Annotated in this window: 17 protein-coding genes and 1 pseudogene; 6 read left to right on the top strand and 12 right to left on the bottom strand. The window is 73.9% G+C overall.

Annotation, left to right across the window (positions count from 1 at the left end; genetic code table 11):
* Positions 1–17: 17 nt before the first annotated feature.
* Positions 18–1,259, top strand: a complete 1,242-nt coding sequence (locus tag ACH4OA_RS00360) for a right-handed parallel beta-helix repeat-containing protein (protein WP_397966860.1) — start codon at positions 18–20, stop codon at positions 1,257–1,259.
* A gap of 59 nt (positions 1,260–1,318) precedes the next feature.
* On the opposite strand, the gene ACH4OA_RS00355 is transcribed toward ACH4OA_RS00360, so the two are convergent.
* From ACH4OA_RS00355 to ACH4OA_RS00345, 3 genes are all read right to left on the bottom strand, one after another.
* Complete coding sequence (locus tag ACH4OA_RS00355) at positions 1,319–2,047, bottom strand: hypothetical protein (RefSeq protein ID WP_397966858.1); 729 nt, start codon at positions 2,045–2,047, stop codon at positions 1,319–1,321.
* Between the two features lie 61 nt (positions 2,048–2,108).
* Positions 2,109–3,686: an amidohydrolase gene (locus ACH4OA_RS00350; RefSeq protein WP_397966856.1), complete on the bottom strand. Its 1,578-nt coding sequence runs from the start codon at positions 3,684–3,686 to the stop codon at positions 2,109–2,111.
* A 26-nt stretch (positions 3,687–3,712) separates the two neighbouring features.
* Positions 3,713–5,173 (bottom strand): APC family permease, encoded by a 1,461-nt coding sequence (locus tag ACH4OA_RS00345; protein ID WP_397934822.1) that lies wholly within the window; start codon positions 5,171–5,173, stop codon positions 3,713–3,715.
* Positions 5,174–5,395: 222 nt separating this feature from the next.
* Between ACH4OA_RS00345 and ACH4OA_RS00340 the strand changes: the two genes are divergently transcribed.
* The gene (locus ACH4OA_RS00340; protein WP_397966854.1) at positions 5,396–6,004 is read left to right on the top strand and encodes a TetR/AcrR family transcriptional regulator; all 609 of its coding nucleotides are present in this window, start codon (positions 5,396–5,398) and stop codon (positions 6,002–6,004) included.
* A 280-nt stretch (positions 6,005–6,284) separates the two neighbouring features.
* Here ACH4OA_RS00340 and ACH4OA_RS00335 read toward each other — a convergent pair.
* Positions 6,285–6,977 (bottom strand): annotated as a pseudogene (locus ACH4OA_RS00335) (ABC transporter substrate-binding protein); the annotation flags it as partial.
* A gap of 502 nt (positions 6,978–7,479) precedes the next feature.
* Here ACH4OA_RS00335 and ACH4OA_RS00330 point away from each other — a divergent pair.
* Both ACH4OA_RS00330 and ACH4OA_RS00325 read left to right on the top strand, forming a co-directional pair.
* Positions 7,480–7,662 carry a hypothetical protein gene (locus ACH4OA_RS00330; RefSeq protein ID WP_365877554.1) on the top strand — a complete coding sequence of 61 codons (183 nt, stop codon included), beginning with the start codon at positions 7,480–7,482 and terminating at the stop codon, positions 7,660–7,662.
* An 81-nt stretch (positions 7,663–7,743) separates the two neighbouring features.
* Positions 7,744–8,634, top strand: a complete 891-nt coding sequence (locus ACH4OA_RS00325) for an SDR family oxidoreductase (protein ID WP_397934816.1) — start codon at positions 7,744–7,746, stop codon at positions 8,632–8,634.
* Between the two features lie 12 nt (positions 8,635–8,646).
* Here the strand turns inward: ACH4OA_RS00325 and ACH4OA_RS00320 are convergent, their stop codons facing one another.
* From ACH4OA_RS00320 to ACH4OA_RS00300, 5 genes are all read right to left on the bottom strand, one after another.
* Positions 8,647–9,657: a phosphotransferase gene (locus tag ACH4OA_RS00320; RefSeq protein ID WP_397966851.1), complete on the bottom strand. Its 1,011-nt coding sequence runs from the start codon at positions 9,655–9,657 to the stop codon at positions 8,647–8,649.
* A 90-nt stretch (positions 9,658–9,747) separates the two neighbouring features.
* The gene (locus tag ACH4OA_RS00315; RefSeq protein WP_397966849.1) at positions 9,748–10,593 is read right to left on the bottom strand and encodes a carbohydrate ABC transporter permease; all 846 of its coding nucleotides are present in this window, start codon (positions 10,591–10,593) and stop codon (positions 9,748–9,750) included.
* Positions 10,590–11,528, bottom strand: a complete 939-nt coding sequence (locus ACH4OA_RS00310) for a carbohydrate ABC transporter permease (protein WP_397945408.1) — start codon at positions 11,526–11,528, stop codon at positions 10,590–10,592. The genes ACH4OA_RS00315 and ACH4OA_RS00310 overlap by 4 nt, the downstream gene beginning before the upstream one ends.
* Positions 11,525–12,823 (bottom strand): extracellular solute-binding protein, encoded by a 1,299-nt coding sequence (locus ACH4OA_RS00305; protein ID WP_397934810.1) that lies wholly within the window; start codon positions 12,821–12,823, stop codon positions 11,525–11,527. Before ACH4OA_RS00305 ends, ACH4OA_RS00310 begins: the two co-directional genes overlap by 4 nt.
* A gap of 179 nt (positions 12,824–13,002) precedes the next feature.
* Positions 13,003–13,776 (bottom strand): polysaccharide deacetylase family protein, encoded by a 774-nt coding sequence (locus tag ACH4OA_RS00300; RefSeq protein ID WP_397934809.1) that lies wholly within the window; start codon positions 13,774–13,776, stop codon positions 13,003–13,005.
* Between the two features lie 332 nt (positions 13,777–14,108).
* On the opposite strand from ACH4OA_RS00300, the gene ACH4OA_RS00295 reads away from it, so the two are divergent.
* Entirely contained in the window at positions 14,109–16,976 is a 2,868-nt protein-coding gene (locus tag ACH4OA_RS00295) for a M4 family metallopeptidase (RefSeq protein ID WP_397966847.1), read from the top strand.
* 680 nt (positions 16,977–17,656) lie between these two features.
* Here the strand turns inward: ACH4OA_RS00295 and ACH4OA_RS00290 are convergent.
* Positions 17,657–17,812, bottom strand: coding sequence for a DUF6131 family protein (locus ACH4OA_RS00290; protein WP_365877571.1), 156 nt, complete (start codon positions 17,810–17,812; stop codon positions 17,657–17,659).
* 357 nt (positions 17,813–18,169) lie between these two features.
* On the opposite strand from ACH4OA_RS00290, the gene ACH4OA_RS00285 reads away from it, so the two are divergent.
* On the top strand, positions 18,170–19,042 hold the full coding sequence (locus tag ACH4OA_RS00285; RefSeq protein WP_397934805.1) for an SGNH/GDSL hydrolase family protein: 873 nt from the start codon (positions 18,170–18,172) through the stop codon (positions 19,040–19,042).
* Between the two features lie 28 nt (positions 19,043–19,070).
* On the opposite strand, the gene ACH4OA_RS00280 is transcribed toward ACH4OA_RS00285, so the two are convergent.
* The gene (locus tag ACH4OA_RS00280; protein WP_397966845.1) at positions 19,071–20,603 is read right to left on the bottom strand and encodes an oxygenase MpaB family protein; all 1,533 of its coding nucleotides are present in this window, start codon (positions 20,601–20,603) and stop codon (positions 19,071–19,073) included.
* Positions 20,600–21,289, bottom strand: coding sequence for a polyprenyl diphosphate synthase (gene uppS, locus ACH4OA_RS00275; protein WP_397945643.1), 690 nt, complete (start codon positions 21,287–21,289; stop codon positions 20,600–20,602). Before uppS ends, ACH4OA_RS00280 begins: the two co-directional genes overlap by 4 nt.
* Between the last annotated feature and the right edge of the window lie 356 nt (positions 21,290–21,645).

The following is a 21,645-nucleotide window of genomic DNA, read 5'->3' as shown; positions in this document are numbered from 1 at the left end:
CGCAGGGAGACAAGCCGATGCAACTGAAACCAGCCATCGCGTGCGCCGGTCTGCTCACCGGCGCGCTCGTCGCGCTGTCCGGCACCACGGCCCTGGCCGTGCCCGCCCCGTACCAGACCGGCGGGCCCGGCTCCGCCTCGCCCGCCACCGGCGGGGCCGCGGCGGCGGCCGGCACCGTGCTCTACGTGTCGCCGAAGGGCACCGACGGCGCGGCCGGCACGGAATCGGCCCCGACCACGCTCACCTCGGCCATCAGCCGGATCACCTCCGGCGGCACGATCTACCTGCGCGGCGGCACGTACACCCCGGCGGCCACGGTCACCATCCCGGCCGGCCGCGACGGCACGGCAGCCGCCCGGACCACCCTGTCCGCCTACCCCGGCGAGAAGCCCGTCCTGAACTTCTCGGCGCAGACCGAGGCTCCCGCCAACCGGGGCATCCAGCTCAACGCCAACTACTGGCGGCTGTCCGGCCTGACCGTCGAGCACGCCGGCGACAACGGCATCTTCGTCGGCGGCAGCAACAACATCGTCGAGCGCGCGGTGACGGCCTACAACCGGGACACCGGGCTCCAGCTCGGCCGGATCGCCTCCACCACGCCCAACTCGCAGTGGCCGTCGAACAACCTGATCGTCAGCTCCGAGTCGCACGACAACGCCGACTCCGACGGCGAGGACGCCGACGGCTTCGCCGCGAAGCTGACCACCGGCACCGGAAACGTCTTCCGCTACGACGTCTCCCACAACAACATCGACGACGGCTGGGACCTGTACACCAAGACGGACACCGGCGCCATCGGCCCGGTGACCATCGAGTACTCCCTGTCCTACGGCAACGGCACGCTGAGCGACGGCACCGTCAACTCCAACGGCGACCGCAACGGCTACAAGCTGGGCGGCGACGACATCGCCGTCAACCACGTCGTCCAGCACAGCATCGCCTACAAGAACGGCCACCACGGGTTCACCTACAACAGCAACCCGGGCAAGATGACGATCTCCAGCAACGTCGGCATCGACAACGCCGAGCGGAACTTCTCGTTCGACAAGGGCACGTCCGTGTTCCGCACCAACACCTCGTGCCGCTTCGCCGGCAGCGGCTCGAACGACAAGACCATAGGCGACGCCGACGCCTCCAACCAGTTCTGGACCGGCGCGAACGGCTCCCGCTGCTCCTCGTACGCGGGCGCCCTCGGCTGGTCCTTCGCCTCCGACGGCCACCTCGCGGTGACCTTCGGCGGCCGCGTCGTGACGCCGTAGCCGCCACCCGTCACCCGCCACGCGGGACGCCGCCTCCAGCGGCGTCCCGCTTCCTGCCGTCAGCCGACGAGGTCGCCCGGTGCCACCGGGTGCGCCTCCAGGCCGGGCGCGGCCAGCAGACCGGCGATCAGCTCCGCCGAGCCGCCGACGTAGGTGCTGACCAGATCCACGTCGCCGCCGACGATCCACGCGCGGTCCTGCGGCCACCACAGGTCGGGGAGTTCGGAGAACTCGTCCATGGCCACCGGGGAGACGACGTCGGCCAGCCGGCCGGCGAGCAGGACCTCCTCCCGGCCCGGTGTCCCGAACGTGGGGAACCGGTCCCAGTCCCAGCGGCCGTACCCGTGCCACAGCCCGAACCAGCACCGCTCCGGAGTCCGGGTGTGCCGGGCCAGCACGGGCAGCAGCGCCCGCGCCACCCCGGGCGGTGTCGGGCCCTCGGCGGGATGCTCGTCCCACACGCCCGGCACTCCGGGACCGGAGCGGTCGACGTACTCGCGGTCCTTGCCGATGACCTCGTGCCAGCGGACGCCCGGCGTGATCCGGGTTCCCCGGGCGGCGGCCACGGCCGACCAGCGCACCGGCCGCTCGTCGAGCGCGGCCGGGTGCAGGACGCGCGCGTAGGCGGCGAAGCCCGGCGCGGCGACGCCCGCCACGGTGCCGAACGCGCCCTGCCCGGGCCCGCGCACGGTGAGCCAGTCGGCGGGCGAGAGGTCGTCGCTCCGCGCGCGCAGCCGTCCGTACCACTCGGGAGCGGTGTCCTGGCAGATCAGGCCGAAGTCGTTCATCCCCCCAGTGTGCGCCACCGCGCCGGCGCGGGTCCGCGCGTGGTTCTCGAACGACGAGGTCCTACCAGCCCGGTCCCCGGTGCACCACATGCCCGCCGGTGACCGTCAACGTCACGGGCGCGTCGGTGAGTTCGTCTCCGGGCGCCCGTACCGGGTCGACGCCGAGCGCGGTGAGGTCGGCGCGGCGGCCGGGCGCGATCCGGCCGGCGACGGCGCTCTCGCCTGCGGCGGCCGCCGCATGGCTGGTGCAGCCCTCCAGCGCCTGTACGGGCGTGAGCCCCGGCCGGTGCGCCGCGGCACCCCTGGGCCGGCGGGCCGTCGCCAGCACGGCCCGCACGTCGTAGTGCGCGATGGGCCAGTCCGAGCCGAGGGCGACCGTGGCACCGGCCTCCCGCAGGTCGCGCAGCCGCCAGGCGCGGGCGGCCCGGTCGCCGCCCAGCCGGCGCGACCACTCGTCGGTGCCGTCGTCGCGCGTGTAACCGGTGTGCGGCGGCTGGAGCGAGGCCGCCACCCCCAACTCGGCGAACCGGGGCAGCAGTTCGTCGGGCGCCGTCTCGATGTGCTCGATCCGGTGCGCGCCGTGCCCGCCCGGCCCGAGCGAGGCCACGGTGTCCAGGACATGCCGTACGGCCGCGTCCCCGATGGCGTGCGTGGCGGTGCGGACACCGGCCGCGTGCAGGGTCCGGACCGCCTCGGCGTAGGCGTGCGGGTCCGGCCAGAACGCGTCGGTGCCCTGGCCGTGGCAGTCGGGATGCTCCAGCCAGGCCGTGCCGCCCTCCACGGTGCCGTCCATGAAGAACTTGACCCCGCCGACCACCCAGTGCCGGCCGCCCCGGCCCTGCGCCTCGACCAGTTCGCGCAGCGCGTCGGCGTCCGCGCCCGGCATGCACCAGGGCGCGAACCGCAGCCGCACCGGCAGCACGGTCACCCGCGCCACCGCCTCCACCAGCTCCAGGTCCCCGCCGTCCATGACATGGGCGCCGGTCAGCCCGGTCGCGGCCATGGCGGACAGCAACTCCAGCAGCCGCGCCCGCCGTTCGGCGTAGGACGGCCGGGGCATGACCTCGGTGACCAGGTCCATCGCCGCGTGTTCCACCAGATGACCGGTGGGCCGGCCGGCGGCGTCGCACACCACCTGGGCCCGCTGGTCGAAGGCGCGCGGCCCGGTCACCCCGGCGGCGGCCAGGGCGGGGCCGTTGGCGAGGGCGGAGTGGCCGTCGTAGAGCCGCAGGAAGGCCGGGGTGTCCCCCAGGACGTCCGCCACCAGCTCGTGGTGGACCGGGCGGCCCTCGAACACGTTGTGGTCCAGGCCGTGGCCCACCACCCAGCCCGCCATCCGCTCGGCCCGGGCGAGCGCCGCGCGCAGTCCGGCCAGGTCCGTCACGCCGGACAGGTCGGTGCCGGTCGCCATGCCGAGCCCCCACACCGGGTGACTGTGCGCGTCGGCCAGACCGGGCACGAGGTGCGCGCCGCCCAGATCGACGACCTCGGTGCCGGGGCCGCGCCAGTCCGGGACGTCGTCCGCCGTTCCGACGGCGGTGATCAGTCCGTCGTGCAGGGCGACGGCCGTGGCGGCGGGGCGGGCGGGGTCGAGTGTGTGGACATGGGCGCCTGTGAGGATCAGACCGGCAGCGGGCATGCTGTGAACTCCTGGGTGAGGAAGGGTCATTCGGTGGGTTCGGTGCCGAACGCGGCGTAGACGGCCGGGCGGTTGCGGCGCAGCCACCACGCCAGCGGCAGACCGAGCAGGAAGACGACGGGCGCGACGGCGGCGAGCACGGTGTTCACGGTCGGGGACGCGCTGGTGAACAGGTCGATATGGCCGACCACCAGCACGATCGCGGCCGTCAGCAGGACGGCGGCGAGGGCCGGCGCCAGCACCGTGCGCACCCGGCCCTCGGTGTGCCGTACCCGCCGGAAGTAGCACAGCACGGCGATCGCTGCCAGCAGTTGCAGCAGCAACAGGCCGATCATCCCCGGGGTGTTCACCCACAGCAGGAGCTGCTGGTACGGATCGGCGCCGGCGGCCCGGAAGACGAGGACGACCACGGCGCCGAGCGCGGTCTGCGCCAGGCCGGCGACGTACGGGGAGCGGTGCCGGCCGTGGACGCGGCCGAGGCGGCGGGGCAGCACGCCCTCCTCGGCCAGGGCCAGCGCGTAGCGGTTGATGGCGTTGTGGAAGGCGAGCAGCGAGGCGAGCACGCTGGTGACGATGAAGACGTGCATCAGGCCGGCCGCCCAGCCGCCCACGTAGGTGGTGATCGCGGTGAAGAAGAGCCCGGCCGGGTCCTCGCCCGCGGCCCGCACCACCTGGTCGTCGCCGAACGCCTGGACGGCGATCCAGACGATGAAGGCGTAGAACAGGCCGAGGAAGCCGACCGCCGCGTAGGTGGCGCGCGGGACCGTGCGTTCGGGGTCGCGGGCCTCGCGGCGGTAGATGACGGTGGACTCGAAACCGGTGAACGCCGCGAAGGCGAAGGCGAGGACGGCCGCCGTGCCCGGCACGAACACCCGGTCCGGGGCCAGCGAGGCCAGGGAGAGGCCGTGCGCGCCGCCCCGCAGCAGCACCCCGCCCGCGAGCAGGACGAGTATCCCGGTCTCGGCGACCAGCAGTATCCCGAGCAGCTTGGCGCCGAAGTCGATCGAGCGGTAGCCGCCGTAGCCGATCAGCAGCAGACCGGCCAGGGACACGGGCAGCCAGGGCACGTCGGTGCCGAACAGGGTGTGCAGGGTGTCCCGGGTGGTGGTGGCGAGCAGGCCGTAGACCCCGATCTCCATGCCGTTGTAGCCGACCAGGGCGAGCAGGGCGGCGCCGACGCCGGCCGGGCGGCCCAGGCCCCGGGTGATGTAGGCGTAGAACGCGCCGCCGCCGGTGACATGGCGGCTCATGGTGGTGAAGCCGACGGCGAAGACGGCCAGGGTCAGCCCGGCCAGCAGATAGCCGACGGGTGCGCCGACACCGCCCAGCAGGATGGCGAGCGGGGCGACTCCGGCCATCACGGTCAGCGGCGCGGCGGCGGAGACGACGAAGAAGGTGATGTCGGCGGTGCCGAGCGTGCCGGAGCGGAGGGCGGCCGCGCCGGACGGCGCGGCCTCCTCCGGGATCTCGCGGGTGGACACGGACATGCGGGGAGCCCTTCTGGCGGCGAGAGGGGAGGGGGTCCCGGTGGTGGGGCAGCCGGGTTCGCGGGCGCCGGCGGGCACGGCCGGGGTGGGCCGTACGGAGCCGGTGTCTCGCGGGGGCACGACGGGATGGCGGCCCCCGGAGCCGTAAACCTAAAGGCTTTCGGTTTCCGCAATGTAACCTGCCGTTGGGCATCCGGGAAGACCTCAGGGGGAACATCGATCATGGGACGGCCGCGCACACCGCTCCTCGACCGCGAGCGCATCACCGCCGCGGCGCTCCGGCTCGTCGACGAGACGGGCGACTTCAGCGTCCCGCGCATCGCCCGGAAGCTGGGCGTGCAGACCGGGTCCGTCTACCACCACGTGGACGGCCGGGACGGCATCGTGGAACTGCTGCGCGAGCACATCAGCGCGGCCATCGACCCGGGCACGCTGGACGCGACCCCGTGGGACGCGGCCGTGGAGGCGTGGGCGCGGTCCTACCGGGCCGCGTTCGCCGCCCACCCCCGGGTGATCCCGCTGCTCATGACCTCGCCCGTCCGCGCGCCCCGGGTGCTGGCCCAGTACGAGCGCGCGGTGGGCGTCCTGCTGGCGGCCGGGTTCGCACCGGCCGGGATCATGCCGCTGCTCATCGCCCTGGAGAACCTGGTGCTGGGCTCGGCCCTCGACCTCGCCGCCCCCGAGACCATGTGGGAACTGACGGCGGGCGCCCCCACCCCACGCCTCGCCCAGGCCCTCGCCGCGGTCGGCGACGGCCGCGCCGACCGCGCCTTCGACGTCGGCCTGACGGCCTTCCTGGAACACGCCCGGCGACTACGGACAGGGGGGTGACCGCGCGGGGCCCGCTCAGTCGGTCGGGGTCAGTTCGCCTGTCAGGGGTACGGCTGGGTGGGCCGTGTTGTCGACCACGGTCAGGCGGGGGCCGTCCGGGCCCGGTTGCCACTGGCCGCCCACCAGCGGGAGCAGCGCGATGTTCGGGGTCGGGCCGGCGGTGAAGTCCAGCCGGCCGGCGACGGTGTCGAGCCGGGTGCGGGCGAGGGCGCCGGCCGACCGCGGCGCGGTCGGCCGGGTCGGCGGCCGTGGCCAGGGCGTGGCGGGCGGTCTCCAGCAGGGCGTGTGCGAGCCCCAGGGTCTGGAGCCAGGGATCGCCGGTGTCCTCCTGGTAGGCGCGGGCCGGCTCTGCGGCCGTGGTGCCCTCCAGGCTGGAGCGGCAGGGGTGGCCCGGGCTCCAGTAGACGAGCGTGCCCACCCGCGCGGCGCCGAGTTCGGCATGCACCTCGGGCGCCGGACGGGTGTGCGGGTGCGGGTAGGTCAGCCGGCGCGAGCAGGTGATCAGCCGGAGCCGCAGGCCCGCCTCGCGGACCCGGCGGTGGAAGAGGGCCAGGTCGGCCGCGGTGGCCGCGCTGGTGACGATCTCCGCGCCGAGCGCGCGCAGCCGGTCGGCCTGGTCCTGGAGGTCGCCGGCCGGCTCCCGGTAGGCACCGAGATCGGCGAGCGTGTGGCCGCGATCCGACAGCGCGGCCGGGAACCCGTACCGCTCATGCCGCAGCAGCCGGCCGTGGAGGCCGTCGTTCCCCAGGCAGCCGACCGTGGCCCGCGCGCAGACCCGCTCCCACAGCCCGGCGAAGACCCGGGCGATGTCGTCCAGACCCCACGCGAAGTGGTACGTCCACCGGAACCGGTGCGCCGGATCGGCCCCCCGGGCCCGCAGGTACGCCTGCCACGGGAACGTCGTCGACGGGCACGGCACGGCGGCCTCCTCGCAGGCGTCGGCGACGGCGGGCAGCGCCCGGGTCCCGGCCATGGTGAGCACGACCCGGGCCCCGTCGCGGTCTGCGAGGTCGCGCACCGCCTGCCGGGCGGCCCGGGCGCGGAGCGGCTGTCGCGCACGGCGACGGTCACCTCGTACCGCCGGCCGCCGTTGTGGACGTGCGCGAGGTACGGCGCGAGGGCGCGCAGCACGTAGGAGAGCGGCGCCCCGAGCGGGGCGAGCCGTCCCGTCAGGGGAGCGACGACACCGATGCGCAGGGGGGAGGAGGCCATGGCGCGCGTCCTTCACGTGGTTTCCCGCCGAGCGGTACCCGGGCACCCGGGACAACGAGGAAACGCACCGCCGGCTTCGGTCCCGCCGGGGTGAAAGGCCGGGCGGGGGAGGGCGCGCGCAGGGGGCGGGCGGGGCGGCCGGGGTCGTGGTGACAGTACGAGTTTCCCAGTACCGCCAGTAACATGATCACCTTGTTTCGGGTGTACCAGTCAGTCAACTTCGGCGCTGTCCCTCCCCGGACGCGCCCTGCCCGGAGAAGTCCATGTCTTCTGTCAACGACGCGTTGGAAAACGCGCGCCTCACCTACGAGCAGCACCTGCGGACCTGCCGCCAGTGCCATGCCGACGCCGCGCCCTGCGCCGTGGCCAAGCACTTGCTGCGGCTGTACAACCTCGCCCGGCGGGACCGGATGCGGGCCGGCGGCCCGGACGCGCCCACGGCCTGACCGGCGCCGGACGCTTTTCGTCCGCCGCTAGGCGGGAACACGGTCGGCTGTACCGAACGCGCGACACGTGAGGAGGCCACCGTGCCGGACCAGCAGGGTGAGCGGCCGAACCCGGTCACACAGCACGCCCGCCCCGACTTCCCCTCCCAGGACCAGCCGCATCCGGGGCACACCGGCCCGATGGACCCGCCGCCCGACCACGGCGAGGACTCCTACCGCGGCTCCGGCCGGCTCGACGGCCGCAAGACCGTGATCACGGGAGGGGACTCCGGCATCGGCCGGGCGGTGGCGCTCGCCTACGCCCGCGAGGGCGCGGACGTGCTCTTCACCTATCTCGCGGAGGAGGAGGACGACGCCCGCGAGACCGCCCGCCTGGTGGAGGACGCCGGGCGCAAGGCGGTCGCCGTGCCCTGCGACATCAGGGAGGAGAGCAACTGCCGCGAGCTGATCCGGCGGGCGGTCGACGAGTTCGGCCGCATCGACGTCCTCGTCAACAACGCCGCCTACCAGATGGCCCAGCCGGACGGCATCGAGGCGATCAGCACCGAGCAGTTCGACCGCGTGCTGCGGACCAACCTGTACGGCATGTTCTGGCTCACCAAGTTCGCCCTGCCGCACATCCCGGCCGGCGGCTGCGTCATCAACACCACGTCGGTGCAGGCGTACCAGCCCAGCCCGCCACTGCTGGACTACGCGATGACCAAGGGCGCGATCGTCACCTTCACCCAGGGGCTGGCCCAGATGGTCGCCGAGCGCGGCATCCGGGTCAACGCCGTGGCGCCCGGACCGGTGTGGACCCCGCTCATCCCGGCGACGCTGCCCGACACGGCGGAGTTCGGCAAGCAGAGCCCGCTCGGCCGCCCGGCCCAGCCCGCCGAACTGGCCCCCGCCTACGTCTATCTGGCCTCGCCCCAGGCCAGCTTCATCACGGCCGAGATCCTCAACGCGACCGGCGGCACCCCGCTGCCCTGACCGTCCGGGCGGTCAGCCAGCCCCGAACGGCGGCTCGGCCAGGAGTTCCAGCAGCCACTGGGCGCTCTGGGCCGCTCCCGGCCGGGCGCCGGCCGGGCCGGGGAACATCCGCCCCCAGGAGGCGGCCCGGCCCAGCGCGCTCAGCCGCCAGGCGAGCGCCGCCGCCCGCCGCAGCTGTGCGGCCGTGCGGCCGGGGCCGGTCCACGGTTCCAGATAGGCGTCACGCAGCCGGGGCAGCACCTGCGGCCCGTAGCGGTCGCGGGCCCGCTCGGCGGTGACGCGCAGACTGCAGAACGGGTGGGAGACGGCGGCGTCGCCCCAGTCGAAGAAGGTGAACCGGCCCGGCTCCGGCCGGAACAACTGGCCGTCGTGCAGGTCGGCGTGGTCGAGCGTGTCCGGCACGCCGACGGCGGCGAGTTCGGCACACCAGTCGGCGAGCCGGGGCCGCAGGGCCGCCAGCCGGGCGCGCTCGTCCGGGTCCAGCGCGTGGCTCGCGGCGAGCAGACGGTCGAACACCGCGGGCAGAGCGGCGGTGCGCGCGGAGGGCACGCCCAGCCGCTCGATCCCGGCCGCGTGCGGCACCAAGTCGCTCTGCATGCCGGCGTACTGACGCAGCAGCGCCTCCCACTCGCGCGGCGCGACCGGCTCCCGGTCCAGCACGGCCCGGAACAGTTCGCCGCCGTGCGGCAGCAGCGACCAGCCGCGTCCGGCGTCGACGGCCAGCGGCCGCAGCACCTGCCCGGGCACCCAGCGGGCCAGCGCGGCGGTCAGCGGGCCCTCGAACGCGCTGGCCGCCGGGTTCGCCTTGAACCAGACGGCCGTCCGCCCGGCCACGGGCACCCGGACGAGCACCGACCACGGCCGCAGCCGCACCTCCAGGGCCCCGTCCTGGACCAGGCCGTGCGCGGCGAGGCGGTCCGCGACCCACTCCAGGGCCGCGGCACGCCAGGACTCGCGCTCCCAGGGGGTCACCGCGTCCGGGTACCGGCCGCGGTCCACGACCGCCGTGTGATCCTCTCGCATCGCCTCATCCCAGCACCGCGGCCAGGTGCCCGGCCAGCGATTTTTCCCGCGCGGCGACGCCGGCCGGCCGCGGGGAGCGGGCGGCCGGCGTCAGTCCTTCACCGCTCCGCCCAGCCCGGAGACCAGGCGCCGCTGGACCAGGACGAAGAACACCAGGACCGGGACCGTCATCACGGTGGACGCCGCCATGACCCCGCCCCAGTCCGGCTCGTCGGGCTTGTAGAAGACCAGCAGGGCCATCGGCAGCGTCGACTGCGTGGTGTCGCTGATGATGAACGACTTGGCGAACAGGAAGTCGTTCCAGGCGGAGATGAAGGAGAACACGCTCGTGGCCACCAGGCCCGGCAGGACCAGCGGGAACAGGATCCGCCACAGGAACCGCGCGCGGCTGGCCCCGTCGAGGTACGCGGCCTCCTCCAGGGACTCGGGGACGGCCCGGACGAACCCGCGCAGCATCCAGATCGCGAACGGCAGCGAGAAGGCGATGTGCGGCAGGACCAGGGACCCCAGCGTGTTCAGCAGGTCGGCGTCCCGCATGAGGAAGAACATCGGGATGGTGAGCGCCTCCACCGGCACCATCTGGGCCACCAGGAACAGCACGAGCAGGGTGGTCCGGAACCGGAACCGGAAGCGGGTCACGGCGGTCGCGGCGAGGAACGCGATCAGCGCGGAGGCGAGCACCACGCTCACCGCGACGACGAGGCTGTTGACGAAGTACCGGCCGAAGGCGTGCTGTTCGAACACGCGCCGGAAGGAGTCGAGCGAGGGCGAGGACGTCCAGGGCCGCGGCTCGGTGGACTGGATCTCCCCGGCCGGCCGGAGCGCGCCGAGCAGCATCCAGTACAGCGGGAAGGCGACGACCGCGGCGGTCAGCAGCGCGGTCGCCTCGGCGGCCGTGCGCCAGGGGCGCCGCAGCAGGGCGCGTACGGGGCTCACAGTTCCTCCCCCTGGCGGCGCAGCAGCCGCAGATAGCCGAGCGTGACGGCCAGCAGGACCAGCAGCGTCACGACGCCGATCGCCGAGCCGAGACTGTACTGCGAGGACGCGAAGGCCTTCTGGTAGGCGTAGACGTTCAGCACCAGGTTCTGCCCGGCGATGCCGCCGCCGCCCGTCATCACGTAGATCTGGGTGAACACCTTGAAGTCCCAGATCACCGACTGCACGGTGACGATGACCAGGATGGGCCGCAGCATCGGCGTGAGCACCGAGCGCCAGATCCGCCACTGCGAGGCGCCGTCCAGGGCGGCGGCCTCCAGCACCTCGCCGGGTACGGCGCGGATGCCGGCGTAGACGGTGACCATCACGAACGGGAAGGAGCACCAGACGACTTCGAGCAGCACCAGCAGGAAGGCGCTGTACCGGCCGTACGTCCAGGAATAGTCGCCGAGGCCCAGGAGGCGGTCGGCCGGGCCGTAGTCGGGGTCGAAGAGGAACAGCCAGACCGTCGAGCCGGTGACCGTCGGTGTCGCCCAGGCTCCCAGCGCGGCTAGCAGCAGAGCGGTCCGCGGGACGGCGCGGACCCGGGTGAGCAGGACGGCGAGCGCGCAGCCCACCGCCAGCGTGCACACCACACAGGCCGCCGCGAAGCCGACCGTCGCCAGCAGCACCTGCCGGAACTGTTCGTCGGCGAACAGCCCGGTGTAGTTGTCCAGGCCCCGGAAGCGGGTCGGTTCACCGCCGCTGACCTGGGCCTGGGTGTACTCCAGGAACGACATCAGCCCGAGCTGGTACACGGGGTAGACCAGCAGTGCCCCGGACACGAGGAGGGCCGGCGCGAGATAGAGCCAGGGTGTCCAGCCGGCGTGGGCACGGGACCCACGGCGCGGCCGGGAGAGCGGGGGTAGGGCTTGGCGGGCCGCCTTTCGCGTCATCCCGCGGTGCCGAACGCGTCGTTCATCCGGCGGGCCGCGTCCGCGGCGGCGGCCGGCAGGTCCTTCTTGCCGCTGACGATCTGCTGGAACATGGTCGGCAGCACCAGCGAGGAGTCGATCTGCGCCCAGGCGGGGGAGGCGGGCACGAACCGGGTGCCGGCGGTGAGCGTGTCGACGAACGGCTTCGCGAACGGGTCCTTGGCGGCGGCCTGTTCGCGTACGTCCGCGAACGTCGGCAGGAAGCCCATCGCGTCGAAGAGCCGCCCCTGCGTCTCCTTGCCCGCGAGCCGCTTCATCAGGTCCACGGCGAGCGTGCGGTGCGAGGTGCTCTTCAGCACACCGATGTTGTTGCCGCCCGCGAACGCCGGCGCGATGGAGCCGGGCCGCACGCCCGGCAGCGGCACCACCGCGTACTTCCCCTTGGCCTTCCCGGCGTCCACGGCGGCGTGACTGAAGTTGCCGCCGATCGCCATGGCCGCCTTGCCGGCGGCGAAGGCGGTCACCGTGTCGTTGCCGTTCATGCCCGCGCACTTGGCGGCGGGACAGTTGTCGTCACCGAAGAGGGAGGTGTACGCCGTGATGCCCTTGCGGGCGGCTGGTCCGGCGATGGCCGAGGTGTACCCACCGCCTTTCCGGGTGGCCAGGTCGCCGCCGTTGGCCCAGATGAAGGGCATCGCGCCGTAGGTGTAGGCGCCGCCGACCGCGAGGCCGTACAGGTCGGGGCGCGCGGCGTGCACCCGCTTCGCGGTGGTGATCAGCTCGGCCTGTGACTTCGGCACGTGGAGGCCGAGCTGTCGGAAGACGTCGGTGCGGTAGTACAGCGCCCGGATGCCGACGTAGTACGGCGCACCGTAGACCTTGCCGTCCACGGTGACCGACTGCCGGGCGGTCGCATCGGTGTCCTTCGCCTCGCTCCAGGCGCCGAACTCCCGGGTGACGTCGGCGAGTCCGCCGTCGTGCACATAGCCGGCGGTGTCGGTGTTGCCGTACTCGATGACGTCGGGCGCGGACCCCGGGTCGTTGAAGGCGGCCTTGACGCGCTGGGCGCGGGTGTCGACGGGGATGTACTCGACGCTGACGCGGGCGCCCCGGTGGGCCTTCTCGAACCCGGCCAGGACGGTGTCGACGACCCGCTCCTTGGGCTGGTTGTCGACCTCCTGGAAGAGCCAGACGCGCAGGGTGCCGGTCTTCTCGTCCTTGCCGGGCGAGGAGGTGCCGGAGGTCTGGGGCGCGCAGGCGGTGCCCAGCGCGGCGGCGAGCGCGGTGAATACGGCGAGGCGGACGGACAGCTTCATGGACTGCTCCTCCTGAGGCGTTGCAACATGCGCAATGCTGGTTTCGCTGTGCACAACGCCTCGGAGGCTAGGCGCTGCCCGAACACGCCCACAAGAGGTTTCCACCACTCTGTGACCAGCGGACGCACCCCGTGCAACGCCTCACCGGTACAAAGACCCCATGACCGGCAAACGCCCGGTCAGCGCACGGGGAAACCGAAGGCGTACCCCTGCTGCTTCAGCCACGGCAGCAGGGTGCGCAGCGCCTGCACCGTCTGCGAGCGGTCGCCGCCCGCGTCGTGGAACAGGATCGTGGGACCGTTGGCCAACTGGCTCTTCACGGTGGCGACGACGGTCTCGCTGCCCGGCCGCTCGAAGTCCTTGGAATCCACGTTCCAGCCCAGCGGCCGCATCCCGTGGGAGGCCGCCAGCTTCCGGCTGTACGGGGTGAAGGCGCCGCCCGGGGCCCGGTAGTACAGGGGCCGCACACCGCCCGACGCCTGGGTGATCTGCCGCTCCGCGTCGAGGATCTGCCGCGCTTGGTACGCCGGGGACTTGTGGTCCATGGCCGTGTCGTGCGCCACCGTGTGGTCGCACAGCCGGTGACCGGCGGCCACCACCTGCCGGACCAGCTCCGGGTGGGCCTGGGCCTGCGGGCCGACCATGCAGAAGGTCGCCTTCACGCCGTTGTCCCGCAGCAACCGGAGCACCTGCGGGGTCCAGACCGGGTCCGGGCCGTCGTCGATGGTGATGTTGACCGCGTGCGCGCCCCGGTCGGAGGCGTGGACGATGGTCGCGGACACGGGCGCCGCCTGCGACGCGCCGGGCCGCGCGGCGGCACCCGGGGCGGCGGACCCGCCGCCGGGCTGGCCGGCCTGCGCCGTCCACACCGAGGTGGCGGCGGCCACCGCCGTCACCCCGACCGCCGCCGCCAGCACCCGCCCGTACCAGCCCCGTCCACCGTGCCGTGCCATGTCGTCCCCGCCCCTGAAGTGTCGTTCCGCCGTGCCGATCGGTTCCGTGCACCTGGCAGGACGACGGAGAACGATCACGGGATCCGTCTGTTACGGACCACGGACAATTCCGGGGCGCTCCCGCGACAGTGGGCCGGCGGCCGGGTCCGGAAATCGTCCGTCGCCTCGTCAGGTCTGTTGCGCACCGGCGTGCCACCGCTTCCAATGGCCCTGCCCGACGGCGGACCGCTGCCGGGCAACGAGCTTGTGGGCGTGGGGGGTTGGGGACAGTGAGGCAGTGCGGAACGCGCGCCGGGCGGCCGGCGGCAGGGGCGAGAGCCCGGCGGAACCTCTTGTCCGGTGCGGCGGCGCTCCTGGGGGCCGCCGCACTCGTCGTTCCGGCGGCACCCGCCGGCGCCGCCGCGCCGCCCGGCCCCCGGGACCCGGCGACGCCCGCCCTGGTGGACGGCATCCGGGAGCAGGCACCCACGGCGCGTACCGCCGCGGACGCCGCGCGCGCCTACCTCGCCGGCCGCGCGGACCGCTACCGGATCGCCGACCCGCTACGGGACCTGGAGCCCGCCGGCACGCTCGCCTCCGGGGACCGGCGGACCGTGCGGCTGAGGCAGACGTACCACGGGGTGCCGGTCCTGGGCGGGCAGTACATCGTCCGCATGGAGCAGCGGGACGGCCGCCGCATCGTCACCGGCACCTCCGGCCGGTACTTCGGCGGACTGCGCACCGGAACGGCCGCCGGGATCGGCGACACCCTGGCGGTCGAGCGCGCGGTCGACTCCGTACGGCGCGACCTCGCCGCCGGGCCGGACGGCGGGGACGCGGCGACGCCGCTCACCGGGACCTCGCACGGCCTGGTCGTCGTGCCCCGGGGCACCGGCATCCTCACCCGGCACATCACCGTCCGCGGCACCGGCCCCGCATCCGGCGAACCGGTGCTGCGCGAGGTGTACATCGACGCCCGGGCCGGCTATCCGGTGCTCCAGTACAGCGGTGTCCGCACGTTCGCCGCCCCCGGCACCAAGGCCGCCTGGAGCACCACGACCTCCCGCAGCGGCGCGGGCCGTGCCCCGGCCGCCGGCCCCGCACCCGGCACGACGGGTTCCGTTGTCCGGCTGGGCGACGGGCCCGGGACGACGGGTTCCGTTGGCCGGCTGGGCGACGGGTCCGGCGCGACGGGCTCCGCAGTCCGGCTGGGCGACGGGCCCGCGACGACCGGTTCCGGTGTCCGGCTGGACGGCACCACCGTGCCGCTCGCCGTCACCCACGACGACACCCGCGACGCCTATATGCTGCGCGACCGCACCCGGGTCCAGGGCGAGGACGATCCCGGGCACGTCCTCGCCACCTGGGACGCGCGCGACCGCTGGGCGAGCGACCTGTCCGGAGCCTGGCCCGACGGCCTGGAGGAATGGGCCTCGCCCACCCCGCTGTTCGGCACCGACGCCACCGCGTCCGGCGCGGTCGACGCCCACTGGGCCGCCGGACAGGTCTACGACCACTACCGGACCAGGTTCGGCCGGGACGGCCTGGACGGACACGGCATGACCGTCAACTCCCTCGTCGGTGCCACCGATTACGGGCAGCCGTACGTCAACGCCTTCTGGGACGGCCAGAAGATGGTCTACGGCTCCGGGGACGACGAGTACCGCCCGCTGTCCGCCGCCCTGGACGTCGTCGGCCACGAGATGACCCACGCCGTCGTCCAGCACTCCGCCGACCTGGTGTACGCGGGCCAGTCCGGCGCCGTGAACGAGGCGCTGGCCGACTACTTCGGCAACGCCATCGAGGCGGACGTCCGCCACCTCCCCATGGACGACCCCGACTCCGGGCTCCTCGGCGAGAGCCTGTGCCGCACCAAGGACCCGCGCGCCTGCGCCATCCGCGACCTCAACGACGGGCGCACCACCGCCGGTTCCTTTCTCGGCGTCGGATTCGGCACCGACAACGGCGGTGTCCACCTGAACTCCACCATCTTCGCCGGCGCGCTCTGGGACATCCGCCAGGACCTCGGGCCCGAACTCGCCGACGCGGTCGTCTACAAGGCGCTCACCGAATACCTCACCCCGCTCGACGGGTTCGCCCAGGGCCGGGACGCGGTCCTCGCCGCCGCCAAGCAGCTCAAGGCCGGTGGCAGACAACTCGCCGCCGTACGTCGGGCCTTCACCGCGCACGGCATCGTCCCGCACTGGGAGGAGGCCCTCGGCATCGACTCCGACGTGCTGCTCTCCCGCGTCGACACCTACGACTCGCGGCTCGGCGCGGGTGGCGGCTGGTGGGCCGCCGCCGACTCCGACGAGTCCGGCGCGGAACCGTACTCGGTGTGGGCCGGCCGCACCGACGGCAAGGGACAGCTCCGGCTGGTGAGCCCCAACGACGGCCGCTACCACGTGAATCCGGCCACCGACGGCAGGACCGTGGTGTGGCAGGCCCACGGCCCCGGAGGCGTGGACATCCTGGCCCGGCCGCTCGCCGGCGGACCGGTACGCACCCTGTGGCACGGCCGCAGCACCGGCACCGCACTGGACGTCGACGGTGACCTCGTGACCTTCGCCTACTACAACATCGGCGGGCGGGCCGGTGTGGCCTACCTGAGCCTGAAGGACCCCGCGAACGTCGTCACCATCGGCGGCGGCACCTACCACCGGGCGACCTTCCCGTCCGTGAGCGCCGGACGGATCGTCTACCAGGACTGGCAGCGCGTCTCCGCGGTGTACGAGGCCACCACCCGGCTGCGGGACACGGCCACCGGCGCGGAGACGGTGATCCAGCAGGCGGGTCCGCAGACCAGCCTGGGGCCGACCGCCCTCACCGCCGACCGCGTCTACTGGCTGCTCGACGCCACCGGCCAGAACGGCGCCACCACCCTGCGCCGCGCCGGGATCGACGGCTCGGGCGTCACGGACCTCAGCCCGGAGACCGGAGCCGGGGCCCTCGGCATCGCCGACGTGACGGCCTCCGCGGCCGCGGTGACGGTGGTCGCCCGCACCCCCGACGCCGAGACCGGCAACGCGGCGCTGTCCAAGCTGTGGCAGTTCACCCCGGACCGCGCGGGCGACGGCACGCACCGCGCCCGGGTCTCCTGCGACCGGGGCGAGCAGCTCTCCGCGGCGGCGGCCGACGGCACCCGGGTCGTCTGGCTGGACGCGACCACCGGCATCACCGACGCGGTGACCCGCGCCCGCCCCACCGGCACCTGCGCCTGACGGGGAGCGGTGCCACCCGCCCCGACGCCCTCCCGGCCACCTCGGCACCGGCGGGCGGTGCCCTGAGAGGAGCCGGTGCGGGGGAGGGCGGGGTTCGCCGGCCGGGGCGGCGGGGGCCGGGGGATGCCGGCCAGGGCAACGGGGTCGACGGCAAGCGCGGTTACGACCACGCACGGGTACGCGCTGACGGGCGGTGCCGTCACTGGCCAGAGGGCGTGTCGGCGCCGGTCGTGGTGCCGGGGCCGGTGGTGTGGGGGAGACGCCGGTGGCAGGCCACGGCTGGTATGCGCCCGTGTCCGGCCCTGACCGGCGGTCCCGCCCCGGAGGCCCGGCCCCCCGAAGGTCCCGCGCCCGCGCGGACCCCAGGGGTTTCCGTGCCGGGCGCGTGGGCGGGCCGCGGCCGTTCAGCCGGCGGCCAGGGCGGTCCGTGCGCGCACCGCCGTCCCGCCCGGTACCAGGACCGTGTCGCCCAATACCAAGACGTCCCGCCCGGTATCAGGACCGGCGTGACGCTGCGCCCCGTCCGGCCGGACAACCGGCGTCGGCCGCCCGCGCCAGCCGCCCGCGCCCGCCCGACGGCGTGGTCCGGCGGGTTCACGCGCCCCCGGAACCGGCCGTCGCGCGCGTCCGCCCGGCGCGCGGGCCGTTGGCCGGCGCGCGGGCGGGGCGAGGTGGCGTGGTTACCAGAAGTGGCGGCGGCCGCCGACCGCGTGGCCCATGGACCCGAGGATCCACAGGATGGCCCCTATCACCAGCAGGATCACCCCGATGGTCCACAGGATCGAGATCCCCGTGAGGAAGCCGACGACGAGCAGGATGATGCCGAGGACGATCATGGCGTGCCTCCGGATAGTGGTGCTCCTGCCCTCCGGGTGCCCATATTGCGACCGTCACCGCACGGAAAACAGGTAAAACTTCGTATAACCGAACTATTGCCCCGTGATGGGGTGACGGCCCCGGGCGGGTCCGGAGGTCCGTGTTTCAAAAGTTCGGTCCGCGATGTTGACTCCGTGTTTCGCCGGCCGCACATTACCTATCGGTAGTACTCCGTGGTAATCCCGCGGCCGGTCTCCCGCCCCGGCCCGGTCGAACCGTCCCGTTCTCGCGTTCCGGCGCAGCTCGTGGCACCGCCATGCCCGTTGGCGCACGCCCGCCGGTGCGTCCGTCGTGTCCCCTTCCGGGAAGGAAATGTCATGTCCATGACTACTCTGCGCCGTGTCCTCACCGCGGCGTCCGCGGTCGTCGGCGCGCTGGCCCTCGGTCTCGGCACCGCCCCCGCCCAGGCCACCGAACCCCTGCGCTACGCGGCGCTCGGCGACAGCTACAGCGCCGCCTCCGGCGTCCTGCCCGTCGACCTCGGCAGTCCGCTCTGTCTGCGCTCCACCGCGAACTACCCGCACGTCATCGCCGGCCGGACGGGCGCCCGGCTCACGGACGTGACCTGCGGCGCCGCCCAGACCAAGGACTTCACCGAGGCGCAGTACCCCGGCGTCGCGCCCCAGACCGACGCGCTCACCGCGGACACCGACCTGGTGACGCTGACGATCGGCGGCAACGACAACGGCACCTTCATCAACGCCGTGACCGCCTGCGGCACCGCGGGCGTCTTCAGCGGCGGCAAGGGCAGCCCCTGCAAGGACAAGTACGGCACGTCCTTCGACGACCAGATCGACGCCACCACCTACCCGGCGCTGAAGACCGCGCTCCGCGCCGTACGCGCCAAGGCGCCCCACGCCCGGGTCGCCGTCCTCGGCTACCCGTGGATCACCCCGGCGACGGCCGACCCGTCGTGCTTCGTCCAACTGCCCCTCGCCGCCGGTGACGTGCCGTACCTGCACGCCCTCCAGACCCACCTCAACGACGTGGTCCGGCGCGCCGCCGAGGAGACCGGCGCCACCTACGTGGACTTCACCACGGCTTCCGCCGGGCACGACGCCTGCCGGCCCGTCGGCACCCGGTGGGTCGAGCCGCTGCTGTTCGGGCAGAACATCGTCCCGGTCCACCCCAACGCCCTCGGCGAGCGGCGCATGGCCGAGCACACCATGAGCGTCCTCGGCCTCGGCTGACCGGGCGGGGTCCGGACCGGGCCCCGGATCAGGCGTCGGCGAGCAGCGGGTCGTACGGGGTCGAGCGTTCGCGGCCCGACATGAAGGACAGGAAGTCCCGTACGAAGGCCCCGCGCGGGTACGTGCCGTCGGCGCCGGCCAGGTCACGCCCGAAGCCCCGGCGGAACAGGGCCCGGTACTCGGCCGCGTCGATGCGCTGGTCACCGTTGGCGTCCGTGACGTCGAAGAGGACCTCGGCGACCCGGATCAGGGCGGGACCGGCGAGCGACGGCACGGCCTCGGCGTACTCGCGGCGGCTGACGCGGCCGTCGCCGTCGGTGTCGAGAGCCGCCTGGAGTTCCCGCCACCAGTCGGCGAACGCGTCGTAGAGCCGGGTCTCGGCCGGCTCGTCCAGGTCGAGCCGGCCGGCGAGTTCCCGGGCCATGGCGGCGAGGTCGGGCCAGTCCAGGTAGCCGTCCCCGGTCTGGTCCAGCACCGTGGCGAAGAACTCCTCAGCGCCGCGCCGCGTCCCCTGCGCGTCGCCGGGTTCCGGTTCCGGCGGCAGCGGGGTGATCAGCCGGACCAGGGCACCGGCCCGCTTCATCCGGTCCCGGAGCGCGCTGAGCGTCCGGGCCCGCGGGTCGTCGCTGTCGGGAGAGCCGGGGGAAAGCGAGAGCAGGTCCGTGAGGGTGTCGGTGCGGATCCAGCCGTCCGGCAGGAACCGGGCGAGACCGGCGCCCAGATAGGCGCCCTGCATCAGCGTCTGGGCGCCGGGCAGTTCGGGCAGCCCGGCGTGCCGCCGGAAGGGTTCCGGCAGCGACGCCACCGTGACCACGCCGACGAGCGGTCCGGCGAGCGCCCGGCCCGCCGCCCACAGGGTGGGCAGGCCGTGCAGCAGCGGCGGGGCGGGCAGGTGGTCGAAGAGCCGGTAGAGGATGATGCGCACCGCCTCGGTGCTCTCCAGCTCCTCCTCGACCACCCGGTCGAAGTACGGCCAGAACTCCTGCACGGTGGGCGGAAGCTGGCCGGCGTCGCCGTCCAGCACGGCGAGGTACGCCCGGAATTCGGCGTACAGCTCCTCGATGACCGTCTGCTCCAGCGGCTGTCCGCTCAGGCGGCACATCGTGACGCTGCTCTCGAAGAGGGTCGCGACCACCCAGGCCCGCACCGCCGGGTCCATCGCGTCATAGGGCCGGCCGTCCGCGTCGGTGCCCTTCAGCCGGGCGTGCATCCGGTTCAGGCGCGCCGCCTCCCTGCGCCGTACCTCGTCGTCGGCTCCGAACATGCGCTGGAGGCTCACGACCGTGTTGCGCAGCCGCCGCCACGGATGGGCCACGAACGTGGAGTTGTCGATCAGGGCCGCGCCGATCTGCGGATGCGCGGCCTCCAGGACGGTGGCCCGCACCATGGCCGGCGCCCAGCGCGGGTCGTTGAAGAAGCCGTGGAACCGGCTGCCCGCGCCGAAGAGCCGGCCGGTGTCCGCGGGATCGCCCGCGCCGGCACCGTCCCGCGCACCGGCCGTGGCACCGGCATCGGCACCGCCGTCGGGGTGCGTGGGCTCGTCGCTGCCCGTCTCCGTCATGGTCGTCGTTCTCCGTTCACGTGCGGCGGTACGCCACCGAAGCGGCGGTCGCGCTGCTGATAGGTGTGCAGGCACTCCAGGAAGTGCTCCGCGCGGAAGTCGGGCCACAGGACCGGCGGAAAGATCCACTCCGCGTAGGCGACCTGCCAGAGCATGAAGTTGGAGATGCGCTGTTCCCCGGAGGTCCGGATCACCAGGTCCACATCGGGTGTGTCGGGGAAGGGCAGATGGGCGGCGAAACACCGCTCGTCCACGTCCTCGGCCGGCACTCCGCTGCGGATCAGCGACCGGGCCGCCGCCACGATGTCCCGGCGTCCGCCGTGATCGAAGGCCACGGTGAGCGTCATGCCCCGGTTCTCGCCGGTCAGGGTCGCCAGATCGGCGAAGTCCCGGGCCAGCGGCGGAGGGATGCGCGGATCCGTCGCCCCGAGGAACCGGCAGCGGATCCCGCGCACGTGCAGCAACGGCGCGTGCCTGCGCACCACACGGCGGACCAGCCGCATCAGGAACTCGACCTCCGGGCCGGGCCGTTGCCAGTTCTCCGTGGAGAACGCGAACAGGCTCAGCCACTCCACGCCCGCCGTCCGCGCCGCCTCGATGACGTCGATCACCGTCGTCTCCGCCGCGCGGTGGCCCGACGTACGGGGCAGCGACCGCTGGGCCGCCCAGCGGCCGTTGCCGTCCATCACGCAGGCCACGTGCCGCGGCACCCTCCGGCGCGCCCCGTCCGGCGGACCGGGGGACGCGGCGGAACCGTCCATCACTTCCTCCACCGTCCTGCCCGCCCTCGGCGGCGACAGAGCGGACCCGTGGCCGCTGTCGCCCGGCCCTGCCGGATGCGGGCCGGATCGTCCCCAGCAGACTGCCAGGACCCGGACCCGGCGGCGGCACAACAACCCCTCGTTCACCCTTGGTATGCCTGTACGAATATCGGTTCAGTGATCGGCTCACCGGGCTGCGGTCCGCCCACCGGCTCGCCCGGCCGTACGGGCACCCGTCCGCCCACTGGCTCGCCGGGCTGTGCGGCACCCGTCCGCCCACT

The organism is Streptomyces sp. NPDC017095 (genome assembly GCF_044332325.1).
Classification (GTDB): Bacteria; Actinomycetota; Actinomycetes; order Streptomycetales; family Streptomycetaceae; genus Streptomyces.
This window is presented reverse-complemented; position numbering and strand designations above follow the sequence as displayed.